The sequence below is a fragment of the Streptomyces filamentosus genome (assembly GCF_014654895.1).
GTDB classification, from domain to species: Bacteria; Actinomycetota; Actinomycetes; order Streptomycetales; family Streptomycetaceae; genus Streptomyces; species Streptomyces filamentosus.
The window spans coordinates 35,353-57,518 of record NZ_BNBE01000002.1 but is presented as its reverse complement, the minus strand read 5'-3'; the positions used below and the strand labels follow the sequence as shown (position 1 = coordinate 57,518).

Genomic DNA, 22,166 nt, shown 5'->3' with positions numbered 1-22,166 from the left:
CTCTCCGTAACGTGGATGTGGCAGCTCGGTGCCCTGGCAAGGCCGGACGAAAGGCGTGAGCGGAGGGGCCTGCACGTGATCGACACCGGCGACATCGACGTCTTCCTCGGCCTGGACGTCGGCAAGGGCGAACACCACGCCACCGCCGTCACCCCGGCCGGCAAGAAGGCGTTCGACAAGCGCCTGCCCAATACCGAACCCAAGCTCCGCGAGCTCTTCGCGAAACTCCAGGCCAAGCACGGGACGGTGCTGGTCGTGGTCGACCAGCCGGCCTCGATCGGCGCCCTGCCGCTCGCGGTCGCGCGAGACATGGGCTGCCCGGTCGCCTACCTGCCCGGCCTGACGATGCGACGGATCGCCGACCTCTACCCCGGCGAGGCCAAGACGGACGCGAAGGATGCGTTCATCATCGCCGACGCGGCCCGCGCGATGCCGCACACGCTGCGGGCCATTGACGGCGAGGACGAGACGATCGCCGAGCTGGAGATGATCGTAGGGTTCGACGACGACCTGGCCGGCGAGGCCACCAGAGTCGCAAACCGGCTGCACGGCCTGCTGACCCAGATCCACCCGTCGCTGGAACGGGTCCTGGGGCCGCGGTTGCAGCACCCGGCCGTCCTGGCCTTGCTGGAGCGGTTCGGCTCACCGGCACAGATACGCAAGGCGGGCCGTCGGCGGCTGGTCACGCTGCTGCGGCCGAAGGCGCCGAGGATGGCCGAGCGGCTGGTCGAGGAGATCTTCGCCGCGCTTGATGAGCAGACCGTGACGGTCCCGGGGACCGAGGCGACCGCGCTGATCGTCCCGAGCCTGGCCGCCTCGCTGACGGCCGTGCTCGACCAGCGCAAACTGCTGGCCGGGCGGATCGAGGAACTCCTGGAGGCCCACCCTCTTTCCAAGGTCCTGACCTCGATGCCGGGTGTCGGTGTCAGGACCGGAGCCCGGATCCTGATCGAGGTCGGCGACGGCAGCACCTTCCCGACCGCCAGCCACCTGGCCGCCTACGCCGGACTCGCCCCGGCTACCCGGAGCTCGGGCTCCTCGATCCGCGGCGAGCAGCCCTCCCGGAGAGGAAACAAGCAGCTCAAACGGGCTTTCTTCCTCTCCGCGTTCGCCGCCCTGGCCGACCCGGCGTCCCGGGCCTACTACGACAAGAAGATCACTCAGGGCAAGCACCACACCCAGGCTCTGCTCTGCCTCGCCCGACGCCGGGCCGACGTCCTCTTCGCCATGCTCCGCGACGGCACCTTCTACGAACCTCAGCAGTCGGGTTCAGCCGCCAGACCTACGGCTCCATGAGAAGGACGACTCGATCAGTCTCGACATCGAAGCCGAGGATCGGATGGCCATAGGCACCCTCCCCGTCCATCAGCACGGGTCTGCCCAACCGCTGCCCGATCTCCCGGAGAAAGCCGCACAACACATCGAGTCGTTCCTGCCCCTGCAACTCCCGCAGATCGACGTCGAAGTCAATGACCTCGTCGTCGAGGAAGCGGAAGATCGCCAGCACATCAGCAGTCGGCCAGACCCGCAGGTTCGGACACTCGGCATCCACCGGGCGGACAGCACGACCTCCGCCCGGGGCACGGGAAGCACCGTCTCTCCCTCGGAGTACTGGCACTTCCAGCCCTTCTCCGCGACAAGATCAAGGACCGACTGCCAGCCCTCCACCGAGACATCCGGGACACGCACGTCCGGCAGCGACCCCATCGAGTCCGGGTCGAAGAAAGAACTCACGTCATCCCACAGCAGATCAGCCACCCCGACATGCTGCCTGGCTCTCCGACCTAACGCACCCTCGTTTCCCTTGACCAAAGGGATAGGGCCCCCCCGAGTTTCGCGGTGATCACGGAGGCGCCGGGCTGCGCCGCTCTTGACAGAGGCCTCAGGGGCCGAGAGAAACGGAGGCATCAACCCGGCGCCCGCGTCATCACCGCGAGCCCCGCAACGGACAGCGATGCCGCTCTTTGAGGAGGCCTTGACGGCCAGGGGGGATCCAGGCATTCGCTGTCCAGCGCAAGCAGTCGTCCCGGTCCGTTGCATGGTCCCGGGCCGTCTGCTTACGCACTGGATTAGGGGGGACCACGTTGGACCCTCGCCCGTTGACCGCGCCCGCCCCGGCTTCAAGCACCGCCTGATCGTCGACCTCTACGGAACCCCGACGTCTGTATGCCGGCCGGGGCTATGACTTCGACAAGTACCGCCGCCTGCTGGGGAGGCGCGGCATCAAGCCGATGATCGCCCGACGCGGCGTCGCTCACGGTTCAGGACTGGGCAAGGTGCGCTGGGTGGTCGAGCGCACCTTCGCCTGGCTGCACCAGTTCAAACAGCTCCGCACCCGCTACGAGCAACGCGCCGATCTCCACCAGGGCCTTCTCGACCTTGACTGCAGCCTCATATACCTGCGCCGCCTCCGAACTCATTCTGAAAGATCAGTAAGGGGTGACACGCCGGAGTCGGTGGCAGGGTAGCGAAGACGATCTCCTGCCCTTACGAGCTGTCCTCAGGCGAGGTCGAAGGTGACGTTCCCAGAGCCGTCCCAGTCCGGCGCTTCCGTGAGCGTGAGGGTTCCATCCCCTGCCTCGACGACTCGCACCATGATCCCTCCGCGGTCCTCGCCGGGAAACGCAATGGAGAAGTGGGGATCCATCTCCATGAGAAAGTCCCAGCCCTCGCGCTGGATCGTGTCAAGAGCGTTGGTATGCCGCCCGGTTGCCCGCCACTGGCCGACCGCGTCGACAGCGACGGTGAAGTCGATGTCGTACATCTCAAGGCAAGTCGACTGGTTAGCCCACCATTCAAGGCGGCCCTGACCCACGAAACGATCCATGAGCACACTATGAGACTGCGCAGGCTGATCGGGCGAGCCTGCGCGGCTGCTGGCCGTCATGGTGCAGGCTCCGATACAGAACTACATGGGGCAGACCGGACAGGCCCTCGCCTCATCGCCTGATCCGCCGGGCTTGGTACACCCACCACTGGGACACCCGACCGACCAGCCCCCGCATCCGATAGCCCCAGCTCACCTGCTACTGGAGGACGCCGTCATGGGCATCGGCTCCTGCCGCCAGGATCAGGGCGACCGCCTCGTCGAGGGCAGCAATCTCCTCCTGGGTGAGGGTCGGATTGGCGGCCCGCCGGGCCCGGGCCTCAGGCAGCAGCATGCCGTCGGTGCCACCGAGTCGACGCACCAGGGAGGGGAGGACAGTCCGGGCGATCCCGGCAGCGGCCGGCATGGTGAGCGCTACCTGCGCGAGGATCAGCGCGGCCATCGCGGTGTCCAGGCCGGGAGGTCCCTCCTGGGCAGTGGCCCAGTCGATCACCACGGGGCCGTCGGGGGTGAGGAAGACGTTCTCCGGGTGCAGGTCGAGGTGGACGATGCGGTGGGCGGGGTCGGCCCCGGCCCGGGGCGGGATGGCGTGCAGTCGCAGCAGCAGATCGGCCAGCAACTCGCCGGCCTGCTCGCCGCTGAGCATGCCTGCAACCAGCGCCTCACGCATCGTCGGCCCCGACAGCCGCTGCATCACCAACTCATCGGCCGCCGCGCCCGGCCATACCGTCGGCACCGGATACCCGTGCTCGGCCAGGTACGCCATCACGACTGCTTCACCGGTGGCGTCCTCACCGTCGCGGTAGCGCCGCACGACCCGGTCGTCGTCGAGGACGAACACATCCGCTGTCCGCCCCGCCCCAATCAACTCCCCGATCTCCACCCGGCAGAACTTACACCGAGCACCGCCGGAGCTGCGTCGAGTTCTTCATCGCTCTGGCCACCGGCATCGTCACCGTCCGCAGCCTGGTACACCCACCGCTGGCGCACCCGACCCACAAGCCCTCACATCCGATGACCTACTGGCGGTCGCAGTTGTGTAGTGCCATGAACTTTGGCCGCCCGGGCCAGCCCGTATGCAGGCTGGTGGGAGCTGCTCAGGGTCTGGCCTCTCTGGGCGTGAAGGATTACTCGGACCCAGGCACTCAGGGATGTTGCTCTGTCTGAAGCCGTCATGCCGGTCCGGTGCCAGCTTGTCAGCCAAGCAAAGCACTGGGCCCCTGGATGCCGCGGCAAAACTGCGCCGGAGAGATGCAGAGCAGGGGCTCCCGCTGCCTCATGGTGAGGTTCATGCTGCGGTGCACGGCCGTCAGGCAGGGCGCAGTCCATCGGCAAGGAGGCAGTGACGGGCAGCAGCGCCAGGCGGCGTGTTCCTGCTGTGTCTCCGGTTTGTCTTCACCACTTCGTGAACGGATGCGGCCACAAGTCTGTGCATGCTTTGGCCTTATCAACTCAGTCTTCCGTGGCTCACCTATACAACGAAAATGTTCAGAAATAAGTGGATATGACTTCTTGGCCCGACCTGGGCTACTGAGGGCAGAGCGTTGGTAGCCCCGGGTCCGAGGTGCGCCAGGGACTGAAGGGACTGAACTTGGAAAGAGTCCGCACGTAGATGTTTCGCTGGTTGTTCTGGTCCCTTGCCGGGGGAGTGCTGGCATCGGTGAGTCCCTGAGAGCCCCTGGGGCTGCACCGAGGGACTGAAGGCATATGCCTCAACTGGAGAGTGCCAGCTCCCAATTGCCTGTTTGTTTACTCGGGGGCTGGCCTGTGTTTCAGTCCCTGCAGGTTCAGTCCCTGAGTAAAAGTGCTGGTCAGAGGGATGATCCTCTCAAGGGAGGGACTGAAGGGACTCAAGTTCGGTACTTCCGTGCTTAGTGCGTGCGCGTATGCGCGGGGGCGAGACAGCTGTATGTATCTGTGTAGCTCATAACTAGAAAATTGAGTCCCTTCAGTCCCTGGAGAACCGAAGAGGTGCCCCCCCCCCAGCAGGTTTGTGTAGTGACCGAAGCGAGAGGGACCGAAAGCTACGGAACGCTGCCCAGCCCCTAGCTAGGGGGAGAGGGGCTCGGGAGAGGGGGAGGGGTCCTGAGGAGGGACTGAGTGTTTGCGCGGGGAGGGCGGAGGGGCTGAAGGCGAGACCCAGTCAGGGGGTGAGGGGCGAACGGGGGACTCGAGCCTTCCCTGATAGGGGACGTTTGGGGTAAATCGCCACAGAACAACTGGACTGAGGGACCAAAGGGACTCAACTTGTAAAGAGAGCTCACGCAATGGGCGAGTCGTGCACGGTCTGCGCTAGTCTCCGGCATAGTAGATCTTCAGTCCCTTCAGTCCCTTGTGAAGATGCCAGGAAGCTCCCGGCTGAAGACCAAGAGCCCCACACTTACCCCGACCCATTGCCAAGGAAGACCAGTGCCCGTCCCACCCGCGGATCAGCCGTCGACGGCGATGACCGGAAGGACCTCACTGGAGGCTGCTTTGTGGCTGGCACGACAGGGGTACCCCGTCCATCCGCTGGTCCCCCAGGCCAAAACCCCCGCACCCAACTGCACCGAGTGCAGCCGAGTTCAGCACGCTCCACAGAACTGCCCCTGTCACTCCAGGGGAGGCTGGTGCCACGGATTCCACGCAGCAACCACCCACCCCGAGACCATCAGAAAGTGGTGGACGACCGAGCCCCGCTTCGGCACCGGCGTCGCCTGCGGCCCGGCTGGCCTCGTCGTCATAGACATCGACACTCACAGCTCTGAGATCCCCGGACGAGAGCGCCTCCTCCCAGGCATCTCCATTCACGAGGCGGTCGACCTGACAGGCCTGTGCAGCGGATTCGATACGCTCGCTCTGCTGGCCGCCTACCGCAAGCGCCTCAACCCTGCCGACGACACAGCCACCCTCCGCGTACGTACTCCCTCAGGAGGCATGCACATCTGGTACCGGACCCTGCGCAGCGGCCCTCAGTTCAGGTCCTCCAGCGGCTCCGGTACTAAAGCAGCGCTCGCCTGGCAGGTCGACATCCGCGCCGCCAGCGGTTACATCGTCGCCCCCGGCACACGGACGCGGGCCGGCCAGTACCAGGCCCTGCCCGGTGCCCGTAAACCAGCGCTCCTGCCTCTCTGGCTCGTCGCCGAACTCACTCGCACCGGCCACAGCCTTCACACCGCCGCCACGCCGCCGCAGCCACCCATGCCCTCCACACGGCCGCGGCCTTCCCTGCGATCAGCAGGCGACGGACGGCGCGTCCTCGACAAGCTGCTGGACGAAGTCCGTGCCTGCGGGACCAGCCCCGCTGGCATGGCATTCACCGAGAAGCTCAACCGGGCAGCCTTCACCGCAGGAGGACTGGCGCAGGCAGGCCACCTCGACCAGACCGAATGCAGAAACCTCCTCCTTGCGGCAGCCACCCAGGCAAGGCCACACCAAAACCGCAGGAACACCCGCATCGTTGACACCGGCCTGCGAGCCGGCACTGCCCGACCGATCCACCCCAAGGAACGCACATGAGCATCGCCGGAAGCTCCGGGTTCAACGCCCAAGCAGCAGCCGAACAGCTCGCCGCGTTCGCCCCCGAGGCTGCTGCACCTGCATCCCCCCTTCCCGCCCAGTCCAAGACCCTCCCTGCCACCGGAGCCATGGACTTCATCCAGGCCGGCCTTCTGAACAACCTCAGCGACCGCGGCAACGCAAAGCTCTTCGCCCACCTCCACCACGACCGCTTCCGCCACGTCGAAGGACTGGGCTGGTACGTGTGGGACGAGTACCGCTGGAAGAGGACAGGCGGAGAGAAGGCAGCCATCTGGGCAGCGGGAGACATGGCCGAGGAAATCCCCGCCCACGACCCCCGAGGCGTTTTCACCGACCGGGAGCTGGCCCAGCACCGCAAGCGCACCATGTCCACCTCCGGCGTAAAGGCCATGCTCACCCAGGCGAAGGCCTCACCCGAACTCGCCCTCGACCCCGACACCCTCGACGGCGACAAGTACGCCCTGTGCACCCCGGCGGGAGTCGTCGACCTGCGCACAGGACAGCTGCACAAGCCCGACCCCACGCGCGACCTCCACTCGCGTGCCACCTACCTCGCCCCCGAGGCGATGCCCACCCCGCGGTTCCAAAGCTTCCTCACCCAGACCTTCGGCGAGGACGACAAGGGCAAGGAGATGATCAACTTCCTTCATCTCCTTCTCGGCTACTCCATCACCGGCGACGTCGGCGGCCAGGTCCTTCCCTTCCTCTACGGAGTCGGTGCCAACGGAAAGTCCGCGCTGCTCGACGTCGTGATCAAGATCCTCGGCGACTACGCCGACGTCGCCCCGCCCGGCTTCCTCATGGAACGGGGCAAATTCAACGAACACTCGACCGAGCTGACCGAGCTTCACGGACGCCGGCTATTCGTCTGCAGTGAGCTCAAGCCCCACGACAAGTTCGACGAAGCCCGCGTGAAACTCCTGACCGGCGGAGACCGGCTCAAAGCCCGCCGCATGCGCCAGGACTTCTTCAGCTTCGAACCCACCCACAAGCTGTGGCTGCTGGGCAACCACCGCCCTGAGGTCGGCACCGGCGGCCACGCCTTCTGGCGCCGCATCCGCCTCATCCCGTTCGAGAAGGTCGTCCCCGACCACCGCAAGATCGACAACCTGGCAGAGATCCTCGTCCACGAAGAAGGCCCCGGCATCCTTCACTGGATGATCCAAGGAGCCACCGCCTACCTCACGACGAAACCACCGCTCACCGGTCCCAGCGTGGTCCGCAGCGCCACCCAGGCCTACGCCACCACCGAGGACCACATCGGCCGCTTCCTCGCCGAGTGCTGCACCACAGGCGCCGAACTCGACGAGCCCCGCGATCTCAGAGTCGAGCAGGGCGCCCTATACCGCGCCTACAGCGCCTGGTGCCAAGACGGCGAAGGCCTGCGCCCCGCCACGACCCGCGCCTTCGCAACCCGCATCCGCGCCGAGGTAGGCGTCGCATCGCCCAGCGAAATGCTCCGCTCGAACGGACAGAAGTTTTACCCCGGGCTCGCGCTGCTGGCCGAGGAGACAGTCTCATGACGAGAACCCTCCGGCGGGAGTCGCGACCGATGCCAGTACGCGTCGCCCCCACCCGACGACCGACCCGCCTACGATGGACAGCAAGTATGAGTCGAGTAAGCAAGCCGCAGCCTGTGACGGCCGGCCCGATACGGAGGCCGGACGTGGTACTGGGCCTGCTGATGAATGACATGAAGAAGGGACTGAAGCCATGAGTTCGCTACTGACACCAAGCGATCTCACCCACGAGGACAAAGTGGTGTGGCTGGAAGACCCCTCACAACTCGACTACGTACGCCAGGCCCTCGACAAAACACCGAGGCGCCGCGGAAAGCCCCGCTACCACCGTGACGGCCGCATGATCGGGTTCACCGAACTCAGCGACACCGCCGAAGCCGATCCTGACAGCGGACTGCAGAAGCGGCGCGTCTTCTACCTGCTCCCTCATGACCGGGATGCCGAACCAAACGGCCTCTACCGCGAAGGAGCACCCGGAGAAGCAGTAGACCCTCGCACCATCGAGCCCCGACAGGTCGGCAGAAAGACAGTCCGCTCCCAGGGCGGCGCTCTCGCCTGAGGCCGCCCCAGCGCATCCCCGTGTGTACACATCCGGCCCTGAGCAGACCTACGCCCAACCGCGACACCACACCCTCCGCGCCCGGCGGCCCGTCCAGGACGGTGACTCTGGCCACACCACGCCCGGCCCGGATCTCCACCCTGTGGTGATGTCACCGGCCCGTATGCGCGAAGCCGACTGGCTATATAGGCCGCTTGCAGGAACGGTTGCAGCCGAATTCCGGGAATGCTCACGGCTGGTTGTCGCGGGGGGACATCGGCGAGATCTAGGAACAGTGTCGACGGCTCGCAGCAGTGCGCGCCGGCCGGACCTGTCGTCCTTGGAGCGGATCAGGAGAGCACCCATTGGGGCGGGTGTCCCGGGTCGGCCGGGCAGGTGAAGACGTGCAGGTCTCGGTCACGGCCGAAGCGGAGCCGGGTGGGCTGGGCGACGGACTGGCCGCCCCGGATCGAGGCCATCCCCTGCAGCGACGGATCGCGGTCTTCCAGTGGCATCCAGCTGTGCGAGTCGGGGTCCATCTCGTCGCCCCCGGCCGTCAGCAGGAGCCGCATCGGGGCCGCGCAGGACGCGCAGGTGATGTCCATCGGGCCCGTGGACGCCCAGCTGGGAAAGCCGCCGACGCGCCAGCCCGGCGGGATCGACAGAGCGCCCTGGTAGCTCGGTGCGTCGCGGCCGCCTTCCGCCGTCTGCGCATCGTCCCAGGCGTCGATGCGGGCGATCAGAGCCGCGGGCAGCGTGTCGTCCTCCGCCCACGGATAGGTGTCCACCTCCTCGGGGTGCACGACACAGGGCTCGGGAAGTTCGTCCTCCCACCGCAGCAGCGGCACTTCGGGCGCGGCGTCGAGGAAGCGGTCTGCTCGCTCCGCCTGCGCGGCCAGCCTCCACCGCAGGAGGTACCGGCGCTCCAGGTACGGGCCGTGGGTGCGCGGGCAGCGCAAGAGCTGCACCAGGTCAGCGCCGCCGGGACCGGCGGCCAGACCGGGGACGTCCCGGCCGAAGAACTGGGCGAGCCCCACGAAAGGGGCCGGCCCTCCCTCCCCGGGGCTGCCGGCACCGGGCCACGGGCTGCTCCGAGGCCACGCGTTCGCGGCCCGGGCGGCGCGGATCTCCTTTGGTGCGTACCCCTCGGTCTCGGGCTCGTGCGGCTCGTGGCAGACCGGCCACGGCTCGTCGCCGGGCCACAACAGCGGCCCGCCGACATGGCTGTCGTGCCGCCCGGGCTGCCCCGGCCGCGGATGCAGGCGGGTCGTCCGCCCCCGGTATGCCGCCAGTTCCGGGAACACAGCCTCCACTGCGACCGGCCTGGCCGGCGTCGTCCTGGTCATAGGCGGAACGTACGCGGCCGGGAGCATGCCACGCGAACGGGTTAGCACGCCCCCTCCCGCGAGGACACCATGTCCGGCCAGATCAGCGCGCCCCGGGCCGAGCACAACCACGGTCCTGACACCAGCACGCAGGCGTTCCCGAATCTCGGCAACATCACTTCCAGGAGGAAAAGAGCGTTCCTGCCACTGAGCAACAGACGTTCTCGAAACCAAGGCTCTGGCATAACTTCTGTGGAGCTACGCCGGCCGGGCCTGTGTCTGTCGTCGGCCAAGCCGCTGACCTGCTGGTCCCAGACGAGCTCCGGCCTCAGCCATCCAGATTCGGCTCGCCACCACAGAAGTTGTGCCAGAACCGAAACCAACCAACAGAGCCAACCGTGACAAGTGCCAGCGTCTGACCTGGGCTGTCGGCGTACAGGTGAACGTGCCCGGCTGGGCCGTCAGGCGATCCGCCGGGGAGGTAGTCCCTCTTGGGCGCGCCAATGGTCGGCGTCGTGTGGATCGGCCAGCCAGCCGGTCAGACGTTCAGCGCCGGCACGGAATGCATTGGGCAACGAAGTCGTCTCGCCGACCGCGAGCCTGAGGGCGTCGACGTCATGCGTGGCGTGATCGGTCTCGCACCAGCAAGCCACGTTCACCGCCGCGTCAACCACAAGCTGGCCCGGGCCGGTCCTCACCACCTGCAACAAGAACTCCAGCTGGTCGCCCCCAGCAGCGTGCTCGATCACCACCAACCCAAGGACGACCGGCATCCCGGGCTGCGAGTCTGCGAAGGCAGCATGCTCCAGTACCCACTCCCAATCCGCCGTGGTTCTGCCTGCACGAGCCGCATCGACCGTGCTGGCTGTCTGGTTCAAGGAGTCCACATCCGCGGGCGTCAGGAAAGGAAAGAGCGCGGCCAGAGGGACGTCGTCGAAGGCACCTCGCATCATGAGGCGATCATCCCTGTCCCCAGCTCATGCCACTGCTCTCCCGCGAAGAAGACCCACGGCTGAATGGCTGTCCACCTGGGCACGTTCATCCGTACCTGGGTGCGTACTCCGACGTGCACACCGACATGGGCCCTGGGAGTGAAACCCTTCATCGCCGGACGCGGTGTTTCTCACCTATCCGGCCTCGGCACCGCCCGATGGGTTGTCGAGCGAACCTTCGCCCATCTCCACTGGGTCCGCCTGCTGCGGACCCACTGGGAAGTACGTGACGACATCCACGAAGCCGTCCTCAGCCTTGCTCGCTCACTCATCTACGCCGACCTCAAGGCCTGGGGCATCGCCCCCGCGGACCGACCGAAGAGAACCGCCATGACGCTCGCCACCATCGCCAGAATGACCGGCATTGACGAGGAGGCCGAAGCCCGCGTTCTTGAGGAGGTGAGAAGCACTACCTCCAGGAGCACCCCGACGGCACCGGCACTGGCATCGGCGCGGCGACGGACTTGTATCTCGCCGCATGCCTCACCGCCTACGCCTACAACACCCTCGCCACCACCCAGGTCGCCGAGCAGGCCGGCCGCCGGGACCGGGACCGGGCCCGGCACCTGGTGGAGGTCCGCTGGGAGGCGCTGAGCACGGCCACCGCCTGGCACGCTGCCCACCACGCCTACGTCGTCGCGGTCGACGCCGCCCGGACCGCGATCACCGCATGGTCCGAAGCCGCCCGTGCCGCCGCTCGCGTCGGCTGGTTCCCCATCGAGTCGATGGAACAGCTTTACCAGGAGCGGATCCTGACCGCCGGTCACCCGCCGGTCGAGCTGTACCAACTCGACGCGGACGCCGTCGACGCGGAGGCCGCCCGCCTGCGCGACGCCCTCGACCAGACCCACGAGCACCGCGCCCGCCTCGCCAGCCAGACCCCCACCACCGCCCCGGCCTGAGACGCGCGATGACGGTTTCCCCGCACCTGCACCGGTTCCCCGACCTGATGACCGCCACCGCCGACCTCCTGGACCACCTCGGCGACGCTCCGGGGCTGCGCGTCGGATTCCACCCCACCCTCACCCCGGGCGTCCGGCTCCTGGACCAGATCGGCCGCCCCTACGGCGAAGCCATCGGCCCGCTCGACCGGATCGGCGCCGCACTCGGCCAGCAGCTCGTACACACCAGCCACCACGGCATCCTCCAGGAGGTCACGGTGAGCGGGTCGTGGCTCGGCACGCAGCTCTACGCTAGCCACGCCTACACCGACGGCCCCAGCAGCGCGTACCCGGCCAAGCCGTGCACCCGCCCGGCCGACGACCTCGCCCGCCGTGTCCGCGACCTCATCGGGTGGGCCGGCCAGGACTGGACCCGGGACGCCGAGAGCCTCCACGTCTACGACGAGAACGGCTCGCCCTGCGTCCACGTCGCCCTGCGCACCGAGGCTGTGGTCGACGACGCTCTCGCCGCCCTCCTCGACAGCGCGGGCCCCCTTCAGTACCACCACCCGCGCACGCACCCGGACCTCGCGAACGGCTCCGTCCTCCTCGACGACGGCACCGTCGTCACCGCCTCCGCGTTCAACCCGGCTACCCCAGCACCACCCGCGGGTGACGCAGCGGACGTCCCGGAGTCAGGACTAGTGACTCCGGGACGCCCGCCGCCACCTTACGACCCTCCACAGGCAGAGAGCCGGCTCAGAAGAAGAGACCGGCCGCACAGGCATGATCGGTCCGAGGCATCAGGCTGCGCCGGCGGCAAGCTCCCGCTCTCGTCCGTAGCGCCTTGCCGTCGGCGCAGCCGTGTTCTGAGAAGGCCCCGCCCCGCCTTCCCCAGAGGGATCTGACCAGCCGTGGTAAGTGAGGAAACCCCAGGCCAGGTCGCTTACCACGCTGCTGACCACCAGGCCGACGGCCACTTACCACGGGGCTCACCATGCGGAGTTATGGCCTTGTGACGGCCCGGGGGGTCTGGTGGTCAGCGGGGTGGTGAGGTGGTCGTCGAAGAGTGAGGCATCAGCTTCGCCGACCTCTTCAAGGAGCCTCTCGGATGCCTCCGCCCTCCTGGCTTTGGGCCCCCCGCGACCCCCGCCCGGCAGACCGCCCTCGTGTCGCGCCGCTGCGCGGGCGCCGCGCCTTCCTCGTACGGGCCGGGGTGTGGGCGGCGCTCGCCGCCGGCCCCGCGGCCCTTCTGATCGCCTCCGCCCGCACCGCCCCGGTGGCGGTCAGCCAGGCCGCCGCCACCCGTCCCGCAGCCGTCCGGCCCGCCGACAGCGGCAGCGCCGACAGCGGGCCGGCGGGGTTCGCGGAGATGGTCCTCGGCCTGTGGCTGGAGTCCGGCACGGCCGCCGAGTCCTCCCCGGAGCTCACCCAGCTGCGGCTCCTGGCGCCCGGTGTGCAGACCCCCAGGTGGGGGAGCAGGCCCGTCGCGGTCATGCAGACCGCTACCGTCCGCACCACCCGGCAGAACAGCGGGGCGTGGGCGGTGACGGTCGCCGCCCGGCTCGCGGACACCGCCCCGGACGTACCCGACGAGGAGTCGGTGCGGGGCCTGCGGTACTTCACCGTCCCCGTCACCGAAACCGGCACCAATGCCGGCCGGGGGTACGTGGCCGGTGCGCCGCGGGAGACCGCCGGGCCGAAGCCGGGGCAGCCCCCGGCTTCGCCGTACACGGCCCGGATCGAGGACACCGCGCTCACCGACACCGTCGGCGGGTTCCTGGCCGCGTTCCTCGGTGCCGACAACGGCGTCGAGCGCTACCTCGCCCCGGGCACGCTCCTGGCCCGCCCCGGCAGCCCGTTCGCGGTCGTCGACATCGTCCAGGTCCTCTCCCAGGGCCGCACCCCGCCCGTGGGGCAGGCCGGGGCGAGTGCGCGGGTGCGCGCGGAGGTCAGTGCCACCGACTCCGCAGGCCGCATCTGGCCGATGGCGTACGCGCTCACGCTCACCGCCCGCGACGGCCGCTGGGAGATCGCCTCCCTCGACCCCGCCCCCGAGTCCGCGCCCCGCGCCTGACTCTCCCTTCCCCACCCACCCCTGTTTCCCGGAGGAACCCCGTCATGGACACCACCCCCGTCGTTCTCGCCGTCCCGATCGAGGAGATCGGCGACCACCTGCTCACCGTGGGCGGGACCTGGGCCGAGAAGGGCCTGATGGTCGCCATCCTCTTCGCCGTGCTGGTCGCCGTCTGCACCAAGATGAGCCTCAAGGCCGGCATCGGCGCTCTGATCGGCCTGGTCGTCTGCCTGGGCATCTACCAGTCCAAGGACGTGCTGGCCAACGCGTTCAAGGAGACGATCAGCAACGTCTCCACGCAGACGCCTGCGCCGTCGGCGCCGCCGGCGTCGGGCAGCTGACGCGGTCCCGCGGCGATGAGTGCGACTTCCGCCGGGCCCACGCCCCGGATCGGCCGCAACTACACCCGGGCCCGCACCTACCCGTGGGTCCTGGGCAAGCTCGGCGACTTCGTCCTGTGGTTCGGCCCCTACAACGCCGGCCAGCTCGTCATCGCGGCCCTCGGCGTCCTGGTCCTGGTCAAGACCTTCGCCTGGTGGTCCGGCCTCGGCCCGATCCCGCCGATCGCCCTGTGCGTTCTGGTGTGGGCGGCCCGCGCCCAGCGGATCGGCGGCCGCGCGCCTTTGTGGGTGCTCTACGGCCTGGCCCGGCGGGCGCTCCAGCCCAGACATGGCCGGATCGGCGGGAAGACCGCCCGCCCGCTCAAGGCCCGCCACCTGACCGGGACCGTCCTGATCGAGCACACCACCAGCTCCTCCCGCTCCGCTCCCCGTCCGGCGGCCGCTTCCCGGCGAACCGCCCGGCCTACGTCTTCGCGCCGTCCGAGCGGCGCGGCCTCCGTGTCCCGTCCGCTTCGCTCCCGCTCCGTCCCGGCTCCGGCCGGGGCGGGCGGGGGCCCGGCCCGGACTCCCTTGCAGCAGATGCTCCATGACCGATCGAAGGCAGCAGTCCGATGAAGCTCTCCCTGCGGCACATCGTCGACCACCTGGTGTGGTCGGCCAGCGGCACCGTCTGGGCCGTGTGGTCCCTGACCCCGGCAGGCTCGCGCTACATGCCCGACCGCACCCGCGAGCAGATCACCGCCCATGTCACCTCCCTGGTCCGCTCCCTGCCCGGCCGGGCCCGCCTGTTCGGGCTGTGTGCCCGCATCGACGCCGGCGAGGTGGTCCAGGCGACCCTCGACGGCGTCGACTACCGGCGGCACGGGGCGTGGGCGGAGGTCGCCGAGGCGCAGCTGCGGCTGCTGGCGGGTGAAGACCTCGACGAGCCCGTCGACATGTACCGCAGGACCCTGTGGCTGGCCGTGCCGCTCCCGGCGGTCGGCGGGCGCGGGCAGTGGCAGGCGACGGCCGGCACCGCCTGGTCGGAGCTCGCCGGCCTGCTCGGCCTGCCGCCGGCCCCGGTCGGCACCGGCGAGGTGGCTGAGTACCGTGAGCGGGCCGGGCAGGTCGAGGCCGAGCTCGGTGGCGGGGTCGGGCTGCGGCGGGCGACGCCGGCGGAGATCGTGTGGATGCACCAGCACGCCGTCGGCCGCGGTCTGGACGGCGAACTTCTCGGCGAGGCCGAACGCTCCCCGCTGCGCGGCAGCCGGATGACGGGCGGGAGGCTGCGGTCCCCGTCCCACGCCGACCTCGGCCAGGTCCGCCTCCTCGAAGGCGGCCGCCCCGAGACCGCCGCCGGTCCCAGCAGCGCCCGGCGCCCGGCCCGGACCGGTCAGGGCCGGGGGAGCGGCGGGGTGTGGGGGAGCGTGGCGGGACGGCGCTGGCTCCAGGTCGACTCCGAGGCCGGCACCTCCTACCAGGCGCACCTCGCGCTGGCGGAGATGCCCGCCCGGTTCACGGCCGTGGGCGGGGAGTTCTTCGCGGAGCTGGACCGGATGCCGTTCGCGGTCGACTGGACCGTCGACCTGACCACCATCGCGTCGGAGAAGGTCGTGGAGGCGGTGACGAAGAAGAAGCGGGACCTGGTCGACCAGGCCGACCAGTACGCCGCCCGCCGCGCGACCGGTCTGCCGGACGCCCTGCACGACGCCGCCGACGACCTCGGCGACCTCAGTGCCCGCGCCTCCAGGTCCAGCGTCGAGGTCGAGGTGCAGTCGGTGACCGCCCTCACCGTCTGGGGCGCCACCCCCGCCGAGTGCGACCAGCGCGCCGCCGCGGTCCAGGCCCGCCTCAAGGGTGCGAACTACCGCCTCGTGCGCCCCGTCGGCGGGCAGGAGGAACTCTTCACGCTCGGCCTGCCCGCCACGGTGACGCCGCCGGCGGTACGCCAGTACGTGCAGCACGAACTGGGGGAGGACTGGGCGATGCACGGCGCCCTGCACGGGCAGTCCTTCGGCGACCCTACGGGCGCGATGGTCGGCTACTCCCAGGACCTGGGGACGATCTCCCCGGTCCTTTTGAACATCGCTGACGCCCCCGCCCGCAACGCCTCCGCGTCGTTCGCGCTCGCCGGCGATCTCGGCGGCGGCAAGTCCACGCTCCTGAAGCTGATCACCTCCTCGGTCGTCGACCGCGGCGGCCGCGCCATCGCGATCGACCGCACCAAGTCCCGTGAGTGGGCCCGCTTCGCCCGCTCCGCCGCCCCGGGCCGCTGCCAGGTCGTCGACGCCGCCACCGCCGACATGTCCATCGACCCCCTCAGGGTGTTCGCCGACCCCGAGGCCGGCGCCCGCTACGCCCTGTCCTACCTGACCGTGCAGCTCGGCGTCGGCGCCATGACCGAGCACGGCGCCCTGCTGAAGACCGCGGTCAAGCGGGCCGCGGCCGCCCCCGGCCGATCGATGGCGCTCGTCCTGGACGCCCTGGAGGACATGGCTCGCGAGGACAGCGCCCGCGGACAGCGCGCCGCCGCGCTGGTGGAGTGGCTGCGGGTCGCGGCCGACGAACCGCTCGCCGCCGCCGTGTTCGACCCCGCCCTGCCCCCGCTGGACCTGGCCGGCGACCTGACCTCCGACTTCGTCGTCATCACCACCACCGGCCTGACCCTGCCCCCGCGCGAGGCCGCGACCAACCCCGAACTCCTGCGCGCCCAGCCCCTGGAGGCTCTCATCGGCCGCGCGGTCCTCTACCTGATCGCCGCGATCGCCCGCGAGACCGCGTTCACCGACCCCCGCTTCACCCTCCTCCCGCTGGACGAGGCGTACTGGCTGACCTCGTCCGCCGAAGGCCAGGCGCTGATCGACGAGATCGTCTACGACGGCCGCAAGCACGGCGCCGGCGTCGGACTGGGCTGCCACGACGTCCTCGAACTCGGCACCTCCACCACCCAGGGCTTGCTCGCCTACCGCTTCCTCGCCCGCACCGCCGACCCGGTCCTCGCCGCCCGCGGCCTGACCTGGCTCGGCCTGCCCGGCGACGACGAGGAACTCCTCCGCATGGTCACCACCGATCTCTCCCCCTACGGCCGGCCCGAACGCGCCGGCGAGTTCCTCGCCCGCGACCCCCGCATGAACACCGGCCGCTTCAAAGTCCTCGTCCCCGGCCTCACCCGTATCACCGACGGCATCTACACCACCCCCACCGGCCCGGACACCCAGACCGCCCCCGCCCCCTCCCGCTACGAACCCGCCGCCCCGGCCCTGACCGCGCCGGCCACCACCGGAGGCACCCGATGACCCCGCACGACACGTTCGCCCCGGCCTCCCGCACCGCCCGCGCCCGCCGCCTGCTCACCACCCTGCTGCTCACCGCCGTACTCTTCGCCGCGGTCGCCGCCGCCAACACCACCGCCACCGGCGCGTGGTGGCCCCGCACCGGCGACGCCTTCACCACCCCCGCCAGCGAGACCCACCGGGCCACCCCCGCCGACGCCGCCGGTTCCGGCCCGGGGCAGGGACCGGTGCCGGCCGGACCGGCCGCGCCGAGCGTGTGGACGACGGCGCTGCTCCTGCTCCCGGTCGCCGCCGGCCTGACCGTCGTCGCCCGCACCCGGACCGGTGCCCGGGCCCGGAAGGAGTACCGGTGAAGGCCAGCGGCCTGGGGCGCCTGGCGCGCCACCGTGGTCTCGTCACCGCTGCCCTCGTCCTGGTGCTGTGGGCGGCGGGGGAGGGGGTCGCCGCGGCCGCCGACACGCCTGACGGGGGTGGCGGGGTTCTCGGCCCGCTGAACGTCACCTCCTCCGAGGGCGTCCCCCTCGACCATTACGACCTCGACCCGATGGAACAGCAGCAGGCCGCCCAAGACGCCCCGGAGGACCAGGACCCCGCCTCCATGGGCGGCTACCTCGGTGTCGGCGACATCATCCGCAACTTCCTCGCCTCGGGCCTGTTCGCGCTCTCCCGCACGGTCACCGGGTTCTCCTGCTGGCTGATCGACCGGGTCTACCACTTCCCGATCATCGACAAGCTCACCAGCCCGGCCCAGCACGTCGCCGACGCCTACGAACGCGACATCATCGGCCCGCTCGGCATCGCCGGGATCACCCTGGCGTGGGCGTTCGTCTTCGGCCTCGTCATGATCATGCGCGGCCGGGTCGCCCGCGGCGCCGGTGAGCTGCTGCTGTCCCTGCTGATCTCCGCCGTCACCGCCACCACCCTGGTCCAGCCCGCGATCCTCCTCGGCTACGAAGGACCGGTCCAGCAGACCCAGCGCGTCGCGCTGGAAGCCGCGGTCATCACCACCAACGCCGGCAGCGCCGGCCCCCGGGTGGTGACCGGCCCCTGCGCGATGATGACCGGCGAGTTCCAGGAGTTCTGCCTGCGCCAGGAACGCGAGCGTGCCACCGCCGCCGACCAGAAGGCCCGGGCGGAGAAGTGCGAGCTGGTGATGGGCCAGGCCCGCGACATCTGCCTGAAGGGCGAGAAGCCAGTCAACCCCGCCGAGGTGTCCGTGCCGATCACCCAGACCCTCACCGACACCCTCGTCGTCCAGCCCTACATGCTCATCCAGTACGGCCGCGTGCTGAAGAAGGACGACCCTCTCTACAAGGCCCACACCACGCTCATCGGCTCCGCCTCCAAGCCCGGCCCCGAGACCGGCCCGTGCAGCAAGCTGGGAGAGATCGCCCGCAAGCACTGCGAGGACGCCTACAACTCCGTCAACAAGGGCCTCGCCGCACTGGAAGACGTCGGCCCGGAAGGCAAAGCGGCCGCGGACCGGATGATGACCCCCGACTGGGACAAGGTCCTCAGCGCGCTCCTGGTCCTCATCGCCGCCGTCATCATCGCGCTCGTCATCGTCGCGATGGCCCTGGCCCTGATCGCCGCCCAGTTCGGCTGCGTGATCGCCGCCGTCGGCGCCGTCGCCGTCTTCCCCCTCGCGATCCTGCCCGGCCCCGGCCGCGGCGTGCTGTGGAAGTGGCTGGGCTACTTCGCCGGCTGCATGCTCGTCCTCGTCGCCACCGCCGTCTTCATCCCCCTGTTCGGCATCGCCGCCAAGGCCGTCTTCACCGACAGCAGCAGCACCCTCCTCGAACGCCTCCTCATCCTCGACGGACTCGTCGTGACCGCCCTGGTCATGTACAAGCGGATCGTCCGCGGCAGCCGCGCCGCAGGCGCCCGCTTCGCCCGCCGCATGAGCCACGCCAAGATCGGCGGCAGCCACCTCATGGGCGGCCAGGCCGCCGAGACCGCCGCGGCGCTCTCCGCCCTCGGCGTCGGCCGCGCCGGCGGATCCCCCGCCCACGCCGCGCTCCTGGGCCGCACCGGCTTCGCAGCCGAAGCCACCGACGCCGCCCGCACCTCCCTCGTCCCCTTCCAGCTCGGCCTCAAGGCCGCACACACGGTCCTCATCGGCCCCCAGCGCCCCCGTACCAAGCCCGTCCCGGTCGGCCCGGACGGCAAGCCCCTCCCGCCCACCGACCCCAAAACTCCCGCTCTCGGTCCGGACGGCAAGCCCCTTCCGCCCGCCAAACGCACAGCTCCCGCCCTTGGTCCGGACGGCAAGCCGCTCCGGCCCACCACCCCTCCCATGCCTGGCACACCCGCCGCGCCGGGGGACCAGCCGGACGCCCCGGAGGACCAGGAGACTCCTGGGACACCGCAAGGTGTGGTTCCCGCCGGGGCACGGCTGGAGGCCGCGCTGCGCACCACCCGTGGCGGCCGTGCCCTGGTCTTCGCCTCGAAGGTCGCTTACCACTCCACGATCGGTCTGCCCGCCACCTGGAACCGCGCCGGCCATGCCGCCGGTACCCAGGCGGTGAACCTCGGAAGCGAACTCGGCCGCCAGCGCGACCACTACCTCGGCGCCGGACGCCGCTGGGCCGCCGACAGCCGCGCCGGCCTCGGCCTCGGCCGTCCCTCCGACCACACCCCCAGGACCACCGAACCGACCGGCCGCACCTACCCCGCCACCCACACCAACACCAACACCCCCTCCACGTCCCCCACCTCCTCCACGTCCCCCACCTCCTCCACGTCTCCCACCTCCTCCACGCCGCCCACCCCCTCTACGCCGCCCACTCCCTCTACGCCGCCCACGTCCCCCGTACCTGTGGTGCCGGGCCCGCCCCCCGCGGATCCGCCGCCGGCCAACCCCTTCCCGCCGGCCACCCCGCCCGTACCGCCGGCGCCGCCGGCTTCGCCTGGGGAGACGTCGTGAAGCGCGGTCTCGGGTGCGGCATGGTCCTGGTCGCGTTCTTCGGTGTCCTGCTGGTCGTGTTCGTTGCCGTCGCCGCCCGGTCCCTGCCCCGGGCGGCGGCCCCGCCGATCGAGACGGTCGGCGAAGTGTCGGGCATCCCGTCCCGGATGCTCGCCGCCTACCAGAACGCCGCCACCCGCCTCCCGGCAGAGGTCCCCGCCTGCCGGGGCCTGCGGTGGCCGGTCCTCGCGGGCATCGCCCGCATCGAGTCGAACCACGCCGAAGGCCGCACCGTCAGCGAGGCCGGCGACATCACCCCGCACATCCTCGGCCCCCGCCTCGACGGCTCCGGAGCGGGCGGCAACATCACGGCCTTCCCCGACACCGACAACGGCCGCTTCGACGGCGACCGCGTCTACGAACGCGCCGTCGGCCCCTTCCAGTTCCTGCCCTCCACCTGGAACGGCTCGGGCCGCGACGCCAACGACGACCGCGTCGCCGACCCCCACAACGCCGACGACGCCGCCCTCGGCGCCGCCGTCTACCTCTGCGGCAACGGCCGCAACCTCGCCGACCGCACCCAGCTCGAAGCCGCGATCTTCCAGTACAACCACTCCACCGCCTACGTCGAAGACGTCCTCGGCTGGATCGACCGCTACAGCCAGATGACCACCGGCACCATCCCCCTCGGCCAGCCCGCCACCGGCACCGCCCGCACCGTCATCGACGCCGCCCTCGCCCAGGAAGGCGTCCCCTACTCCTGGGGCGGCGGCAACGCCAACGGCCCCAGCACCGGCATCTGCTGTTCCCCCAGCGGCAAGAGCGGCGTCCACATCCGAGGCTTCGACTGCTCCGGCCTCGCCCTCTACGCCTACGCCCAGGTCGGCATCAACCTGCCCCGCACCGCCGCCGCCCAGGCCGGAGCCGGCCGCCGCATCCCCGCCTCCGCCGGCGTCGGCGCCCTCAAACCAGGCGACCTCGTCTTCTTCGCCTACAACCCCACCAATGACGCCACCATCCACCACGTCGGCATCTACCTCGGAAACGGAAAAATGATCAACGCCCCCCGCCCCGGCACCAACGTCCGCACCGAAGCCCTCTGGGACGACGGCTTCGCCGGAGGGACCCGCCTGCTGTGACCCGCCCCCACCCCTCCCACGCCCGCCCTCTCCTCCTCGGCCTCGCCCTCCTCCTCGCCGGCACCGCCGTCCTCCTGCACAGCGGCACGACCGCCCCCAGGCCCGGCTCCGCACGAGCAGGCGCCCCGTCCGCCGCCGCGCACCCTGCACCCCCGGCCGCCCCCGCCTCCCGCCCCGCCCCTCACGCGGACGGCCAGAGCACCGCGACACCGCGAGACCGGCCTACGCAGACAGGCCCCGCAGGCAGCCCGGCCGCGGACCTGGACCAGGTGCCGGGCGATCAGCCGGTCTCCGGCGACGGACCGGCCGGCGACTACGCCATCCAGCAGCTCCTCGACCGCACCACCCCCACCGACCTCCCGCCCGCCACCGCCCGCCGCCTCACCGAACTCGCCACCCGCATCTGGACCGCCGAGACCACCGGCACCGGCCGCACCCAGTGGCCCGGCTACTTCACCCCCGACCCCCTGCGCGCCCCCTACCACGACGTACGGGTCCAGGCCGCCGTCGCCCACCAGCACGGCCGAAGCGCCGGCTGCGCCGAAGTCCGCCTGGTGTGGGCGGGCGCGGACGCGGCGGGCGAGTTCCGCGACGGCCGCACCGCCCGTGTCCTGCTGGAGCTTCACCACAACGAGTGGAGGCCCATCCGATGACCCGAACCGCGCGGCCTCGTTATTCCACGAGTTTCCGTACCGATTCCCGCGGCCCCTTTCCGAAAGGATCCAGCCGCGATTGCCGAAAGTTTGTCAAGTCCCCTAACCAACTGTGTAGTTGGCCGTTCGTTTGCGTAATGTATGGCGCATATCCTGCGGCCGCATCGCTACCCTCGA

Annotated in this window: 18 protein-coding genes and 2 pseudogenes; 15 read left to right on the top strand and 5 right to left on the bottom strand. The window is 70.2% G+C overall.

Annotated elements, in window-relative coordinates:
• The first annotated feature begins 75 nt into the window (after positions 1–75).
• Positions 76–1,296: an IS110 family RNA-guided transposase gene (locus IE326_RS19175; protein ID WP_190042342.1), complete on the top strand. Its 1,221-nt coding sequence runs from the start codon at positions 76–78 to the stop codon at positions 1,294–1,296.
• Here IE326_RS19175 and IE326_RS19170 read toward each other — a convergent pair.
• Positions 1,283–1,758, bottom strand: a pseudogene (locus IE326_RS19170) (hypothetical protein). The gene IE326_RS19175 and the pseudogene IE326_RS19170 overlap by 14 nt on opposite strands.
• Before the next feature lie 274 nt (positions 1,759–2,032).
• Between IE326_RS19170 and IE326_RS19165 the strand changes: the two are divergent.
• Positions 2,033–2,468 (top strand): annotated as a pseudogene (locus IE326_RS19165) (transposase); the annotation flags it as partial.
• A gap of 32 nt (positions 2,469–2,500) precedes the next feature.
• On the opposite strand, the gene IE326_RS19160 reads toward IE326_RS19165, so the two are convergent.
• Both IE326_RS19160 and IE326_RS19155 read right to left on the bottom strand, forming a co-directional pair.
• Positions 2,501–2,764: a hypothetical protein gene (locus IE326_RS19160; RefSeq protein WP_229915496.1), complete on the bottom strand. Its 264-nt coding sequence runs from the start codon at positions 2,762–2,764 to the stop codon at positions 2,501–2,503.
• 262 nt (positions 2,765–3,026) lie between these two features.
• Positions 3,027–3,710, bottom strand: coding sequence for a phosphotransferase (locus IE326_RS19155; protein WP_190042340.1), 684 nt, complete (start codon positions 3,708–3,710; stop codon positions 3,027–3,029).
• A gap of 1,457 nt (positions 3,711–5,167) precedes the next feature.
• On the opposite strand from IE326_RS19155, the gene IE326_RS19150 reads away from it, so the two are divergent.
• The 3 genes from IE326_RS19150 to IE326_RS19140 all read left to right on the top strand — a co-directional run bounded on the left by IE326_RS19150 (position 5,168) and on the right by IE326_RS19140 (position 8,425).
• Positions 5,168–6,325, top strand: a complete 1,158-nt coding sequence (locus tag IE326_RS19150; RefSeq protein WP_308440325.1) for a bifunctional DNA primase/polymerase — start codon at positions 5,168–5,170, stop codon at positions 6,323–6,325.
• Positions 6,322–7,869 (top strand): DNA primase family protein, encoded by a 1,548-nt coding sequence (locus tag IE326_RS19145; protein WP_190042339.1) that lies wholly within the window; start codon positions 6,322–6,324, stop codon positions 7,867–7,869. The genes IE326_RS19150 and IE326_RS19145 overlap by 4 nt, the downstream gene beginning before the upstream one ends.
• 190 nt (positions 7,870–8,059) lie before the next feature.
• Complete coding sequence (locus tag IE326_RS19140; protein WP_190042338.1) at positions 8,060–8,425, top strand: DUF6009 family protein; 366 nt, start codon at positions 8,060–8,062, stop codon at positions 8,423–8,425.
• Positions 8,426–8,754: 329 nt separating this feature from the next.
• Here IE326_RS19140 and IE326_RS19135 read toward each other — a convergent pair whose 3' ends face one another.
• Entirely contained in the window at positions 8,755–9,441 is a 687-nt protein-coding gene (locus IE326_RS19135; protein WP_229915495.1) for a hypothetical protein, read from the bottom strand.
• Positions 9,442–10,190: 749 nt separating this feature from the next.
• Positions 10,191–10,682, bottom strand: coding sequence for a hypothetical protein (locus IE326_RS19130; RefSeq protein WP_190042336.1), 492 nt, complete (start codon positions 10,680–10,682; stop codon positions 10,191–10,193).
• A 503-nt stretch (positions 10,683–11,185) separates the two neighbouring features.
• Here IE326_RS19130 and IE326_RS19125 point away from each other — a divergent pair.
• The 10 genes from IE326_RS19125 (at position 11,186) to IE326_RS19080 (ending at position 21,989) form a co-directional block, all read left to right on the top strand.
• Positions 11,186–11,623 carry a hypothetical protein gene (locus IE326_RS19125; protein ID WP_190042335.1) on the top strand — a complete coding sequence of 146 codons (438 nt, stop codon included), beginning with the start codon at positions 11,186–11,188 and terminating at the stop codon, positions 11,621–11,623.
• 8 nt (positions 11,624–11,631) lie between these two features.
• A complete protein-coding gene (locus tag IE326_RS19120; RefSeq protein WP_190042334.1) occupies positions 11,632–12,510 on the top strand; it encodes a hypothetical protein in 879 nt (292 codons plus the stop codon).
• A gap of 203 nt (positions 12,511–12,713) precedes the next feature.
• Positions 12,714–13,679: a conjugal transfer protein gene (locus IE326_RS19115; protein WP_190042333.1), complete on the top strand. Its 966-nt coding sequence runs from the start codon at positions 12,714–12,716 to the stop codon at positions 13,677–13,679.
• A 44-nt stretch (positions 13,680–13,723) separates the two neighbouring features.
• Complete coding sequence (locus IE326_RS19110; protein WP_190042332.1) at positions 13,724–14,020, top strand: hypothetical protein; 297 nt, start codon at positions 13,724–13,726, stop codon at positions 14,018–14,020.
• Positions 14,021–14,035: 15 nt separating this feature from the next.
• Positions 14,036–14,635, top strand: coding sequence for a hypothetical protein (locus IE326_RS19105; protein WP_190042331.1), 600 nt, complete (start codon positions 14,036–14,038; stop codon positions 14,633–14,635).
• Positions 14,632–17,295, top strand: a complete 2,664-nt coding sequence (locus IE326_RS41490) for an ATP-binding protein (RefSeq protein ID WP_190042330.1) — start codon at positions 14,632–14,634, stop codon at positions 17,293–17,295. The genes IE326_RS19105 and IE326_RS41490 overlap by 4 nt, the downstream gene beginning before the upstream one ends.
• Positions 17,292–17,645: a hypothetical protein gene (locus IE326_RS19095; RefSeq protein ID WP_190042329.1), complete on the top strand. Its 354-nt coding sequence runs from the start codon at positions 17,292–17,294 to the stop codon at positions 17,643–17,645. The genes IE326_RS41490 and IE326_RS19095 overlap by 4 nt, the downstream gene beginning before the upstream one ends.
• The gene (locus tag IE326_RS19090; RefSeq protein ID WP_190042328.1) at positions 17,642–20,218 is read left to right on the top strand and encodes a hypothetical protein; all 2,577 of its coding nucleotides are present in this window, start codon (positions 17,642–17,644) and stop codon (positions 20,216–20,218) included. The genes IE326_RS19095 and IE326_RS19090 overlap by 4 nt, the downstream gene beginning before the upstream one ends.
• Complete coding sequence (locus IE326_RS19085) at positions 20,215–21,336, top strand: C40 family peptidase (protein WP_229915662.1); 1,122 nt, start codon at positions 20,215–20,217, stop codon at positions 21,334–21,336. The genes IE326_RS19090 and IE326_RS19085 overlap by 4 nt, the downstream gene beginning before the upstream one ends.
• Entirely contained in the window at positions 21,333–21,989 is a 657-nt protein-coding gene (locus tag IE326_RS19080; RefSeq protein ID WP_190042327.1) for a hypothetical protein, read from the top strand. Before IE326_RS19085 ends, IE326_RS19080 begins: the two co-directional genes overlap by 4 nt.
• Positions 21,990–22,166 lie beyond the last annotated feature (177 nt).